Origin of the sequence: Nonomuraea sp. NPDC050202, assembly GCF_040656115.1 — a bacterium.
In the GTDB taxonomy this organism is placed as follows: Bacteria; Actinomycetota; Actinomycetes; order Streptosporangiales; family Streptosporangiaceae; genus Nonomuraea.
Genome location: NZ_JBFALF010000002.1, coordinates 364,251 through 375,957 on the forward strand (window position 1 = coordinate 364,251; position 11,707 = coordinate 375,957).

Annotated in this window: 12 protein-coding genes; 3 read left to right on the top strand and 9 right to left on the bottom strand. The window is 73.4% G+C overall.

The features are described 5' to 3' along the window. The first annotated feature begins 45 nt into the window (after positions 1–45). On the top strand, positions 46–603 hold the full coding sequence (locus AB0I79_RS06970; RefSeq protein WP_357868072.1) for a nuclear transport factor 2 family protein: 558 nt from the start codon (positions 46–48) through the stop codon (positions 601–603). Positions 604–813: 210 nt separating this feature from the next. Here the strand turns inward: AB0I79_RS06970 and AB0I79_RS06975 are convergent, their stop codons facing one another. Next, positions 814–1,059, bottom strand: a complete 246-nt coding sequence (locus AB0I79_RS06975; protein ID WP_357868074.1) for a hypothetical protein — start codon at positions 1,057–1,059, stop codon at positions 814–816. A 151-nt stretch (positions 1,060–1,210) separates the two neighbouring features. Here AB0I79_RS06975 and AB0I79_RS06980 point away from each other — a divergent pair, with 151 nt between their 5' ends. Continuing rightward, positions 1,211–1,963, top strand: a complete 753-nt coding sequence (locus AB0I79_RS06980) for a hypothetical protein (RefSeq protein WP_357868077.1) — start codon at positions 1,211–1,213, stop codon at positions 1,961–1,963. Positions 1,964–2,132: 169 nt separating this feature from the next. Here AB0I79_RS06980 and AB0I79_RS06985 read toward each other — a convergent pair whose 3' ends face one another. Together AB0I79_RS06985 and AB0I79_RS06990 are read right to left on the bottom strand one after the other, a co-directional pair. Further along, entirely contained in the window at positions 2,133–2,792 is a 660-nt protein-coding gene (locus AB0I79_RS06985; RefSeq protein WP_357868080.1) for an FCD domain-containing protein, read from the bottom strand. A 50-nt stretch (positions 2,793–2,842) separates the two neighbouring features. Then, the gene (locus AB0I79_RS06990) at positions 2,843–3,949 is read right to left on the bottom strand and encodes an ADP-ribosylglycohydrolase family protein (protein WP_357868082.1); all 1,107 of its coding nucleotides are present in this window, start codon (positions 3,947–3,949) and stop codon (positions 2,843–2,845) included. Between the two features lie 75 nt (positions 3,950–4,024). Between AB0I79_RS06990 and AB0I79_RS06995 the strand changes: the two genes are divergently transcribed. Then, complete coding sequence (locus tag AB0I79_RS06995) at positions 4,025–5,950, top strand: Xaa-Pro dipeptidyl-peptidase (protein WP_357868085.1); 1,926 nt, start codon at positions 4,025–4,027, stop codon at positions 5,948–5,950. A gap of 86 nt (positions 5,951–6,036) precedes the next feature. Here the strand turns inward: AB0I79_RS06995 and AB0I79_RS07000 are convergent, their stop codons facing one another. The 6 genes from AB0I79_RS07000 to AB0I79_RS07025 all read right to left on the bottom strand — a co-directional run bounded on the left by AB0I79_RS07000 (position 6,037) and on the right by AB0I79_RS07025 (position 11,685). Further along, positions 6,037–7,908 (bottom strand): hypothetical protein, encoded by a 1,872-nt coding sequence (locus AB0I79_RS07000; protein ID WP_357868088.1) that lies wholly within the window; start codon positions 7,906–7,908, stop codon positions 6,037–6,039. Between the two features lie 45 nt (positions 7,909–7,953). Then, the gene (locus tag AB0I79_RS07005) at positions 7,954–9,141 is read right to left on the bottom strand and encodes an FAD-dependent oxidoreductase (protein WP_357868090.1); all 1,188 of its coding nucleotides are present in this window, start codon (positions 9,139–9,141) and stop codon (positions 7,954–7,956) included. After that, positions 9,138–9,884: a hypothetical protein gene (locus AB0I79_RS07010; RefSeq protein WP_357868093.1), complete on the bottom strand. Its 747-nt coding sequence runs from the start codon at positions 9,882–9,884 to the stop codon at positions 9,138–9,140. Before AB0I79_RS07010 ends, AB0I79_RS07005 begins: the two co-directional genes overlap by 4 nt. A 60-nt stretch (positions 9,885–9,944) precedes the next feature. Beyond that, positions 9,945–10,157 (bottom strand): hypothetical protein, encoded by a 213-nt coding sequence (locus AB0I79_RS07015; protein WP_357868096.1) that lies wholly within the window; start codon positions 10,155–10,157, stop codon positions 9,945–9,947. A gap of 14 nt (positions 10,158–10,171) precedes the next feature. Next, the gene (locus AB0I79_RS07020) at positions 10,172–10,789 is read right to left on the bottom strand and encodes a hypothetical protein (RefSeq protein WP_357868098.1); all 618 of its coding nucleotides are present in this window, start codon (positions 10,787–10,789) and stop codon (positions 10,172–10,174) included. Positions 10,790–10,974: 185 nt separating this feature from the next. After that, positions 10,975–11,685 carry a hypothetical protein gene (locus AB0I79_RS07025; protein WP_357868101.1) on the bottom strand — a complete coding sequence of 237 codons (711 nt, stop codon included), beginning with the start codon at positions 11,683–11,685 and terminating at the stop codon, positions 10,975–10,977. Positions 11,686–11,707: the final 22 nt, after the last annotated feature.

Consider the following 11,707-nt stretch of genomic DNA (forward strand, 5'->3'; position numbering starts at 1 on the left):
TAAACCGCGCATTCGCCACCGACCCACGGGGGCATCAAAGCGGCCATGAGCAAGATTTCTCAGCGCAGGGCACTCCTGCTGGCGGCGATCGTGCCCGCCCTCCTCGTCGCGGGCTGCTCCGCGGGGAACAACACCCAGGCGATGAAGGGCGCGGCGAGCCCAGGCACGCCCACCGACATGGACTCCATATCGCCGGGGGAGACCGACACCTCCCCCGACGCCACGGACGAGGCCTCTCCGACGGACACCGCGGGCGGCGGCCAGGCACAGTCGGCCGTCCAGGGCTTCTTCAGCGCACTCAAAGCCGGGAACGTCGACCAGGTCGTCAACTCCTTCTCCGACGACGCGGTGGCCGCCGTGAACGGGCAGCCCACGGCGGAGGGCAGCGAGGCGATCCGCACCCTGTTCCAGAAGCAGCTCCAGGGCAACGGCATGAAGCAGGCCACGCACACGATCGACGAGTCGCGTACGGCGGGGGACACGGACGCCATCGTCCGCTCGACCAGCAAGCAGGGCAGCGACAACTACCGTGAGCTGTTCGTGCTCACGAAGGACGGCGAGGAGTGGAAGATCTCGCAGTTCATGAACAACAAGGCGTCCTGAACGCGCGAGGGTCCTGAGCGGCCCGGGTAGGAGGGCGGGGCTGGCGGCGGGTCGGGGGATCGGCCGCCACCTCGGCGCCAGGACCCTGTTGCCGAGGTGGCAGCAGGACCCTGTGCAGGCGCGGGCCGGAAACGCCGGCCGTGATTCGCCGTATATCGCGCGGTTAATGCGCCACATATCCAGAAATAGGCATTTTGCGTGATATGTGGGCTAATTCTGGGTGGTGTCGCCGGGGATCCGGGGATTGATGCGGCGCTGGTCCACCAGGGCCAGGTAGACCGCGAAGGCGCCACGGGCCCACATCTCCGCCTCTTGCGCGGTCAGCCTGATCTCCTCGCCCTCGTGCGAGACGATCATGTATCCGCCCAGCGGCATCCGCCGCCACGCGACCAAGACGTTCTCGTAAACGAGCACGTCGAGCATCGCGGTCAGATATTCACGTCCGGCGGCGGACACGGCGTAAGCCTCCTCGCTCCTCGCCGAATTCTCGCCCTTGCCCCCATTGTGCGCGCCGTTTCGGGAAATGTCGCAGACCCTTGGCGGGACCCGCCGGGTCCCCGGAGAACCTCCGTCCGGCCTCCGGTGTATCCACACCGGAGGTGGTCCCATGAAGAGGAAGGCCCTGGCCGCGATGATCGCGCTGCCGGCTCTGATCGCCGCGCTGGTCGTCGGGGGAGCTCCGGCCGTGGCGGCCGGCGGGTGGGCGGTGACGTACCTGGATCCCGCGCCGTCCCGGTTCGAGGGCGGGACGTCGTACGCGCTGGGGTTCTGGGTGCTGCAGCACGGCACCCACCCGTTCGAGGGGAAGATGGAGCCCGTCGGGCTGCGGCTCACCGGGCAGGACGGCAGGAGCCTCGAGTTCAAGGGGACGGCGCTGCCGGAGGCCGCGCACTACCTGGCGTCCGTGGTGGTGCCCGAAGGGGTGTGGAAGGTGGAGGGCGTCCAGGGGCCGTTCCAGCCGTACGAGGTGGGGACGCTCACCGTGCCAGGAGCCCTGCGGATCAAGCCCGTGGCGCCCGAGCTGGTGGACGCGATCGGGCAGGGCGGTCACGACTACTGGGGCGACGTGCGGCCGCCGGGGTTCGAGCCCGGCGACGGGAGCGCGATGACGGCCGGGCCCGCGCCCGTGCCGGTGCCCGCGTCCGCGCCTGCCGCGCCCGTGGTCTCGGCCTCTCCGGCGGCTCGGGCGGGCGATCCGGGCGGGGTGCCCGCGTACACGCTGCTCCTGGCCGCCGCCGGCGGAGCGGTGGTGGCCTGGGCGGCGCTGGGGCTGCCGGTGATGCTGCGGCGGCGCAGGGAGGAGCAGCCGGATCAGCCGGATCATCGGTCGCCGGAGGACACCATCGTCATTTCTGGGTAGAGGCGGGGGCAGACCGCCGGGGTGCGCTCCCGACGCCCTCCTTCCCGAGCGGCACGCGTCGGGGGCTCACCTCGGCTCTTCCCCCTTCGGCGGGGGTGAGGGCGCTGGGGGCGGGCGCAGGATCCGCCGGCTGATCGTCCGGATGCGCTGACGGCCCGGGACGCGCCTGTCAGAGGTCGCGCTCCTGCTGGTCGAGGATGGCGACCGAGACCGCGACGGCCCGCGCCGCGTCTCCCTCCTCGATCGCCCGCAGCAGCTCCTCGTGCGAGGTGTCGGGAACCAGCGCCGCCTCCTCCTGGTCCCTGACGCTGTCGCGCAGCGCGTCGCTCATGCTGCGGTAGAGGTCGCCCAGCAGCGCGTTGTGCGCGGCGTTCGCCACCAGCAGGTGGAAGTCCACGTCCGCGTCGGCGAACCCGTCGAGGTCGCCGGCCCGCCCCGCCGCGTCCCTGCGGGCCAGGGTCTCGCGCATCGCGGCCAGGTCCTCCTCGGTGCGCCGGCCCGCCGCCAGCCTGGCCGCGACCAGGTCGAGGCCGCGGCGCACGTCGATGATGTCCATGGCGGCCGCCGTGTCGAGCCGGCGTCGCAGCGCGACCTGGGACTCGTCGGTCGCGGTCACGTACGTGCCGTCGCCCTGCCGGGTGTGCAGCAGCCCCGCGTGCGCCAGGACCCGCACCGCCTCCCGCACCGACAGCCTGCTCATGCCCAGGCTCTCCGCGAGGCGGCTCTCGGACGGGATCTTGGTGCCGACCGGCCACACCCCCGCGGCGATCTCCCTGCGGAGCTCGGCGATGGCGGCGTCCACGAGCGAGGTCCTGGCGACGTTACGCATGCGCCCACTCCTGTTCGGCGGAAAGAACATCCACCCTAATGGTGACGTGGTCAGGCCAGCTCGGCGGCGAGGCGTTCGATCGTGTCCCTGCCCTCCAGCGGCGCCAGCCAGGCGGCGGGCAGCGGGGCGGTGCCGTGCAGGGCGCCCAGGAGGTTGCCGCAGACCGAGCCGGTCGAGTCGCTGTCGCCCGAGTGGTTGACCGACAGCAGCAGGGCCCTGTCCACGGCGGGCTCGGCCAGCGCGCAGTAGACGCCGATGGCCAGCGCCTCCTCGGCCACCCAGGCGCCGCCCAGCGACTCGACCGCCTCCGGCGAGTGCCCGCCGCCGCCCGCCAGGTGCACGGCGGCGCGCAGGGCGGCGGTGGTCTCCTCGTGGCCGGGATACTCGGCCAGCAGCTCCATCGCCTGGTGGACGGCGGGCTCCAGCGCCTGCCCGGCCATGAGGTGGGTGATGATCGCCGCGAACGCCCCGGCGGCGAGGTAGCCGGTCGGGTGGCCGTGGGTGATCTGCGCGCAGATCGCCGCCAGCTCGAACGCCTCCCGTGGCACACGGTTGACCAGGCCGAACGGGGCCGAGCGCATCACCGTGCCGCAGCCCTTCGAGTCGGGGTTCACCGGGCCGGGCTCGCCCCACGGGGACGGGCCGGGGAACCAGCGGTGCAGTCCCGACAGGCAGGCGTTGCCCGGGGCGCGCCGCGAGTACAACCACGCCTCCTCACGGAGCAGGCCCGTCTGGTGGGGGAGGCCCGCCGGCGGGGGAGCCTGATGCTGCTGGGTGTCGAGCCAGCGCAGGTACGCCCGCCGAACGGCGTCCACGGCCGCAGCCCGCGCACCGCCTTCGGCACCGCCCCGTTCCGCGCCCGGCGTGCTGCCCCGCTCCCCGTCCCGCGCGCCGCCACCCTCTCCGGCCTCCGCTCCGCTAGCGTGAGCTGCGGTGACGCGGGCGTCCAGCAGGCCCTCGACGGTGAAGAGGGTCATCTGGGTGTCATCCGTGATCAGGCCGGTCTTGCCGCGCCAGGTCGTGACATATCCCGTGATGCCGCCCGTCCCGTGATGCTTGCGGATCTCCCGCAACGACTGGAACTCGATCGGCGCGCCGAGCGCGTCGCCGATCGCGCCGCCCAGGAGGCAGCCCCGTACCCGATCCAACACATCCATGCCCTGGATATTGCCACCTCTCTGGTCGTCTGAGAGATTGCGCTTGTTTCGGTCCAACCGTCCCGGAGGTCACGCGTGTCACAATTACGCCCAGCCCTCTTCGCAGTCGCCCTCACCCTCGCGATAGCAACCCCTGCCCAGGCCGCCGCAGCCGCTCCTGCGATCACCGTCCAGAACGGCCGCACGCAGCCGGTCTTCTCGTACGCGGACGCCGTCCGTGAGCACGTGTACGTGGAGTCGACCGTCGACAGCGACCTCGACGGCGCGCTCGACAAGGTCAGGGTGGACATCATCCGGCCCAAGGAGTCCGGCCCCTCGCTCAGGGTGCCGGTGATCATTGACGAGAGCCCGTACTACGACAACTCGGGCCGCGGCAACGAGTCGGAGCGCAAGGTCTACGACGCCGCCGGAAATGTCACGAAATTTCCGCTCTTCTATGACAACTACTTCGTCCCGCGCGGCTACGCCGTCCTGAACGTCGACATGCTCGGCACCACCAGGTCCGACGGCTGCCCCGACGTCGGCGGCAAGGCCGACGTGCTGGGCGGCAAGGCCGTCATCGACTGGCTGAACGGCCGCGCCAAGGCCTTCAGGGCCGACGGCACCCCGGCCGTGGCCGACTGGACGACCGGCAAGTCCGCGATGATCGGCAAGTCGTACGACGGCACCCTCGCCAACGCCGTCGCCGCGACCGGCGTCGAGGGGCTGAAGACCATCGTGCCGATCTCGGCGATCAGCTCCTGGTACAAGTACCAGCGCTCGAACGGCGTCGTCTACAACTACGACTACGCCTCCTGGCTGGCCAACTACGTCGACACCGACCCCGAGGCCAAGTGCCAGGCCGTGCGCGACAGGATGGACGCCGAGGACGGCGACGCCACGGGCGACCACAACCCGTTCTGGGCCGAGCGCGACTACATCGAGGGGCTGCTCGCCGACGTCTCCAAGGTCAGGGCGAGTGTCTTCGTCGTGCACACGGTCAACGACCTCAACGTCAAGCCCGACAACTTCTCCGCCTGGTGGAAGGCGCTGGCCGACCGGCACGTGCCCCGCAAGATCTGGGTCGGCCAGACCCAGCACGTGGACCCGTTCGACTTCGAGGGGCGCAGGGGGCTGTGGGTGGACACGCTGCACCGGTGGTTCGACCACTGGCTGCACGGCGTCCGCAACGGGATCATGAACGAGCCCCGCGCCGACGTCGAGGTCGGCCCCGTGCAGTGGGTCAGGCAGCGCGACTGGCCGGCCCCGTTCGCGATCAAGGCGTCGCTGCGGCCCGCGCCCGGCGGCTCGCTCGGCCTGCGGCCCGCCGCCAGGAACAGCACCGCCTCCTTCACCGACATCGCCATGAGCGAGAACGACATGGTGGCCGACGTGGGCACCGCGCACCCCGGCCGGGTGGCGTTCACCACCGGGGCGCTCCCGCTCGACCTGCGGCTGTCCGGCACGCCCACCGCCGACCTGCGGGTCAAGCTCGACAAGCCCACCTCCAACCTCACGGCGCTGCTGGTGGACTTCGGCGAGAGCACCCGCGTGGACTGGCGCCGCGGCCAGGGCATCACGACCCTCGCCGAGGAGGACTGCCACGGGGAGAGCACGACCGCCGACGACGCCTGCTACCGCAAGGTCGTCACGAACCTCGCCACCCGGCCCCTGGAGATCGTCGCCCGCGGCTGGATCGACGTGCAGAACCGGCAGTCGCTCAGCCAGGCCACGCCGCTGCCGGTGGGCACGTACGGCACGGTGCGGTGGCTGACCCTGCCGCAGGACTACACGTTCAAGAAGGGGCATCGGATCGGACTGGTGGTCGCGGGTACCGACTCGACCTACACCGATGAGGCGGGGACGGGGGCCAACGTCACCGTCGACCTGGCTCGCAGCAGCGTGAGCGTGCCGTTCGTGCTGGGGACGCCGCTGGCGGACGTGCCTCAGGACACGGCCAAGTTCCGCGGGCCCGACCGGGTGGAGCTGCCTCAGCCCGAGCCCGAGTTCCAGTTCTTCTAGGCCCATCCCATGACCCTCGCCGTACTCCGGCGGGGGTCATGCCGGGGTCGTCCCCGCGCGTGCGCGGTGACCGGCCCCCCGCGGCGTCAGCCGCAGCGGCGCGGCGACCGATCGGCGTCCACCGTCAGCACGCGGCCGTCCGCCATCAGCACGCGGTCGTCCGTGGAGCGGCCGACCGTCCAGGCCACGTTCATGGTCAGCGTCCCGCCGCCGGTCGTGGCGCCGCCGGTGGTGCGCCCGTCGCCGGTGGCGCGGCCGGTCCACTGGACGGCGATCTTCCCGCGGTGCACGCCGGGCTCCAGGTCACAGGGGTCCTGAGGGGAACGGATGCGGAACCGGGTGCCGGTGACGGCGATGCCGTTCGTGCCGGAGACCGAGGTGATCTCGCACCGGCCCGTGCACGACAGCGAGAACCTCCCGCCGCGCTCCGGCCCCAGCCACAACGACGACGGCGACAGCCGGGCCACCGGCGGCGCGGGCCGCGGCAGGGTGGACTTCCTGGGCACGGACTTCAGCGCCGACCCCGCAGCGCTGTCGGTGGTGGCCTCGGCGACCCAGCTCGAGGGCTCCTCCGGCGGCACGCTCGTCTGCGCGGCGGCCTTGGTGAGCGTGGCCGGGTGGGCCTGGGCGTTCAGCACGGCCCAGATGAGGCCCGCCGCCAGCAGGCCCACGCCCAGGATCAGCCCGAGCCTGGCCACGGCCCTGATCGGGGTGCCGGGCTCGGGATCGTCGTCGTCCGCGGGTGGCTGCCAGAACTCCTGCCACTGCGCGCCGCCCCCGTCCGGCGACTGTTCCAGGGCGGACAGGGTGATGCCGCCGTAGCGGACGATCGCGCCGTTGTGGTGGGTGCCGTTGCTCTCGCCCTTGATGGCGGTGGTGTAGACGAGCTTGTCGCCGTACACGCCGCCGCGGAAGGGCCGCGTACGGCTCGGCGGCGTGAACGGATGCCGCCCGCGCACGGCCGGCGCGCCGGGATGCCCCAGACCACCGCCAGGGCCTTCCAGGTCGGCGCCCGGATGCCCGGGAGCGGCAGCGGCCGGGCGTTCGGGGTCGGGGCCGCGCCGTTCCCGTTCGGCGCCGGGGTGCTCCTGGTCGGCGGCAGCCGCGCCCGCCGCCGACCAGGGCTTTCCCGGGGTCGCCGTCGTGGGGCCGGCGACCGGGGCGGGCGGCGTGGCGTCGGCGAGCGGTGGAGCCGGCGCCGAGGAGCCGGTCTCGACCAGTGTGCGGGCCTGCACAGGAAAGCCGTCGGCCCGCCAGAGTGGCCCCTCGCCGGGCAACGGCTGCGCCAACGCCAGCCGGTTGGGAAGAGTGCCGGGCAGTGCCGCGATCGGCAGGCGGCGCAGCAGCGCCCCCGCCGTCATGGTCCTGGGCGCGGCCCGGCAGCTCGCGCAGGACTGGATGTGCCGGCCGATCCTGGCCCTGGCCCGCCGTCCCGGGGCCGCGACCCATTCGGCCATGCGTGCCGTCAGCTCGGGGCACCCGTCGCGGGAGCGGGCGGCGACGATCGCGGCGAACCATTCCTCCAGGGCCGCCGCGGCCCGCATGACGATGGCGCGTACCTCGGGCTCGGGCAGCTCGAAGATCGCGGCGAGCTCCCTGTCGGCCAGGCCGTGCCGTACGGACAGGTCGAGCAGCTCGCGCTGCGGGCGCTCCAGGGACAGCAGCGCCTCGGGCAGCAGCTCCGACATGCGGCCGGGCCGCGACCACGAGCCGATGCTCGCGGGCTTGGCGACGACCGCCCGATGGGCTCTGGCCACCGCGTACAACCAGGGCCGGCGCAGGGCCGGATCCACCACGCGGTCCGCGTACAGGTGCACCGTCATCGCGGCCCCGGCGACCGCCTGCTCGGCGTCGCCCGCGGCCAGCTCGGTGCGGCAGTAGTCGTAGAGGCGTGCTCCGTGCTTGTCGCACAGGTCACGAATGGCCTGGCGTGCGTCGTCTGACAGGGTTCGCCACATCCGGTGTCACCTCCTCCATTCGGTACGCGGCCACGGGTCCCGGGGTCAGGTCCTCCCGGCCGAATCGGCGGATGCGGAGCTCGGCGTGTCGAGCAGCGACGCCTGCGCCAGGTAGGCGCGCGTGGCGTCCGGGTCCCCGGCGATGGCCCGCAGCCCGGCCATGGCCGCCGCGAGCCGGGCGCTGTCGCGCTCGCGCACGCCCGCCAGCCGGGTCTCGCCGCGCGGGATCACCCGTTGCAGCAGCACCGAGCGGCGCCGCCAGGCCCACGCCTCCAGCGCGGCGGGCCGGGCGTAGCCGCCGAGCACGGCCGCGATCACCTGGCCGGCCTCGGCGGCGTCGTGGATGCCCGCGTTCATGTTGAGCCCGCCGACGGTGGAGGTCAGGTGCGCGGCGTCGCCCACGAACAGCACCCGCCCGCACCGGTACGAGGTCAGCACCCCCCTGGACAGCCCGAACCGGTCGGCGCCGGTGATCCGGATCGGCTCGCCCGCGCCGGGCAGGGCCCTGCGGACCAGCAGGGACAGGTTCGACGGGGACAGCGGCTCGTGCGTGTCACAGGGGATCTTGAAGATGATCCGCCAGTGGTCGGGCAGCCCGAGCAGCGTGCACGACTGCTGCACGTCCCGCACGTACGTCAGCGGCGCCAGGCTCGGCAGCAGCCGGTCGAGCGGCGAGTCGGTGAACACGCGCAGCGCCTGCGCCGGGTAGGCGGACCTGGGGAACGGCAGGCCCAGCGAGCTACGCACGGTGCTGTGCGCGCCGTCGGCGGCGATCATGTACCGGGCCCGCGTCCAGGTGTGGCCGACGCGGACCCGGATCCCTGTGCCGCCCTCCGCCACACCGTCCACGCGGGTGCCGAACCGCACGTCCACGTCCGGGTAGACGTTCAGGGCGGCGAGCAGCAGCGGGGTCAGGGAGGCCTGGTCGGCGTGGATCCTGAACGGATGCTTGGTCAGGCCGTCGAGCCGGTTCATGCCCATCTCGGCCAGCACGATCCCCGACCGGTCGCGCCACTGCACCCGGTCCACCACCCGGCCGGCGGTCACCAGCCTGGCCGCCACGCCGAGGTCGTCCAGCAGGTCGAGCGTGGCGGGGTGGAACGTGCAGGCGCGCGCCTGCCGGGGCAGCTCGTTCTCGCGCTCCAGCACGGTGACCGGGATCCCGGCCCTGGCCAGGGAGAGAGCGGCGGTCAGGCCGGCGGGTCCCGCGCCGACCACGATGACGCCGTTCATGGCCTGCCTCCCATCCGCGCCGCGGCCGCCATGTGGTGGCGGCGGTACGGCACGCGGCTGAGCGTCACGTGCCGGCCGACGGCCTTGGACAGGGCCCACCAGGCCACGCAGAGGTTCGAGGTGAGCAAGGTCCGGTCGTTGCCGCTGGTCAGCGGCCTGAGCACGGGCAGCGTGGGCAGCCCGGTGCCGGTGAAGAGCAGCACGGCGTCACCGGGCGGCTCCGCCAGCTCGACCTGGCTGACCAGCGAGGCGGGCGTGTGCCCGTAAGGCGAGTAGCCGTCCGGCGCGCGTACCTGGACGACCTGGGTGACGTTCAGCCCGGCCGTCTTCCAGAACCGCTCCGCCAGGTCCGTCACCCACGGCTGGTACGGCGAGACCAGCACGATGTCGCTCGCCATGACGTGCTCCAGCGCCTCGCGGGTGGCCAGCGTGGCGGTGGCGAACGGCACCCCGGTCGCGGCCGTCAGCTCGGCGCACTGCTCGCGGTCCTCGTCGGGCCCGAGCAGGTAGCGGGGCTGGCTGCAGGCCATGACCATCGCGTCCAGCCGCAGGCCGTCGAACGCACCGATCATGGCGGGCATGGCGGCGTTGTAGCTCTCCAGCCGGTCGGCCAGGGACGGCCCCAGCCGTACGGGGAGGCGGGCGACGTGCATGTCGGCCCGCGAGCCGAGCAGCCGGGTGAGCTCGGGCTCCGCGGACGGGTTCGCGGGTGCCACGAGCACGCCGACCCTGCGGCGGCTCATCGTGTGCCCCGGACGGTGCGCATGGTCTTGTCCTCCTGTGCGGGAAGGCGAGAGAGAGGGTCAGTGGGCTCGGTGCCGTAGCGCTTCGTCGATCTCGGTGATGGCTTCGACGGACACCTGCCGGATGCGGCGCAGCCGGTGCACGGTGCGCGCCGATCCCGCCGCCTGTTCCTCGCCTCGCGGTTCCCCGCCCCAGGACGGTGGCGGCGCGCCGGGCCGTACGCCCCGCGCGTGGACTTCGTGCGGTTGCCTGCGCAACTCGTCGGTGAGCATGGTCTGGCTCCTATTTACAGCGGGTGGGTTACTCGGGGTGGATCTCCGGGGCGGGCCGGTCGGGTCCCGGCCCGGTCGAGACGTGCGCGCGGCTCGGCGAGGAGCCGGCGGGGCATCGCCGGCCCCTCTTCGGCCGCGCGTCGGGATCGAGGTCCGTTCTGACGTTCCGACGCCCCGGCGACCCGCACCAGCGCCGTGGCGGCGAGCAGAACGGTGGCCGGCAGGACGGCCATGAGCACGCGGGCGTGCCCGGGCACCGGCCCCCGCAGGGGTGGCCGGCCGATCGGCACCGTGGCGCCCGTCACGGCGATCGGCCCGCCCGGCTTCGCTGTCGTGCCGATGGTGCCGTCCAGGCCGGATGCACCGCCGTGGACGACCCTGCCGAGCCCGACGCGGCGGACGACCGGCATGGCCGGAGGCGCCGCCGCCTTCGTGGCGGCTCCTGGGGAGCCGCGAAACCGCCGCGGGTCGCGGGCACGCCGCCGCCACGAGATCAGCGGCAGGACGGCGTACGCGCGTACGCGACCCTGCGGGCGGTGAGAAAGCCGGCCCCAGTCGCCACCCCTCGAGACGGCCAGCACGCCAGCCGCTACCGCGCTGGCCGTCAGCACCGCGCCGACTATGTCGGGCACGTGCCGCACGGTGCCGTGGGGGTGGGGAAGCGCCGGGGCCGGCGCTGGGAGGGCTGCCACGCGGGCCGCGTACGGGCCGCGCCGGCCGGGAGAGGCCGGCGGCCGTGCGCCGCGGGGTGGCAGCGGGTGCCGGGACGCGGACGGGATGACCGCCGTCGCGCCCAGGCAGATGGGGGCCGGGAGATTCATCGAGCCGTCACCGCGCTCTCGGCCACGTTCGGAACGCTGACGCAGACCATGCGCTCCGTCAGCCCGGCTCTGGGTCCTGCCGCGCGCGTACGGGCCGGTCCCGCACCGCCGGCCACCATGCGCGCGACCTTGGAGGCGAGCGCGAGATGCTCGCCGCAGCGCCGGCCCACCTTGGCCTCCAGGCCGGCCACCTGGGCCAGCCTCAGCCGCAGGGGCTCCAGCGACGAGCGCCGTTCGAGACCGTCGAGGTCGGCCAGCCTGGCCGGCCAGCGCAGTTCCTCGGCGCAGTGGGCCTCGACCTCGACGGGCAGCTCCACGGCGGGGAAGCCCTCGTGACGCAGCCGGGTGGCGACCATGACGGCGGTGAACGCCGTCTTGTCGAAGTCCGCCAGCCGGCCCGCGAGGGCCGCGCCGAGCATCCTGACGCGGTGGCTCAGGCAGACCGCACTCCACCCGAGCAACAGCAGCCGATCGGGGCCCGTCTCGGTGTGCCAGCCCGCCAGCCGCAGCTCGCGGGCCATCCGGTGGTAGAAGCGCCAGCGGTGGCCGGGGTCGTCCAGCCAGACCTGGACCCCGCCCAGAGGCAGGCCGGCGACGTGCACGCCGGCTCCCGCCACGGGTCCCGCCACGCGGGCGCAGATGCGCTGGACCACCCGCTCCTGACCAGGGACGGCCGGGCCGTCCAGGAAGGTCGAATCCATGGTCACGTCCGGCCACCTCCTCGCAGGG

What these genes read in the sequence shown, in the direction of transcription:
- AB0I79_RS06970 (WP_357868072.1), top strand. Translation starts at nt 46, where the DNA reads ATGAGCAAGATTTCTCAGCGCAGGGCACTCCTGCTGGCGGCGATCGTG.
- AB0I79_RS06980 (WP_357868077.1), top strand. Translation starts at nt 1,211, where the DNA reads ATGAAGAGGAAGGCCCTGGCCGCGATGATCGCGCTGCCGGCTCTGATC.
- AB0I79_RS06985 (WP_357868080.1), bottom strand. Translation starts at nt 2,792, where the DNA reads ATGCGTAACGTCGCCAGGACCTCGCTCGTGGACGCCGCCATCGCCGAG.
- AB0I79_RS06990 (WP_357868082.1), bottom strand. Translation starts at nt 3,949, where the DNA reads ATGGATGTGTTGGATCGGGTACGGGGCTGCCTCCTGGGCGGCGCGATC.
- AB0I79_RS07000 (WP_357868088.1), bottom strand. Translation starts at nt 7,908, where the DNA reads ATGTGGCGAACCCTGTCAGACGACGCACGCCAGGCCATTCGTGACCTG.
- AB0I79_RS07005 (WP_357868090.1), bottom strand. Translation starts at nt 9,141, where the DNA reads ATGAACGGCGTCATCGTGGTCGGCGCGGGACCCGCCGGCCTGACCGCC.
- AB0I79_RS07010 (WP_357868093.1), bottom strand. Translation starts at nt 9,884, where the DNA reads ATGAGCCGCCGCAGGGTCGGCGTGCTCGTGGCACCCGCGAACCCGTCC.
- AB0I79_RS07015 (WP_357868096.1), bottom strand. Translation starts at nt 10,157, where the DNA reads ATGCTCACCGACGAGTTGCGCAGGCAACCGCACGAAGTCCACGCGCGG.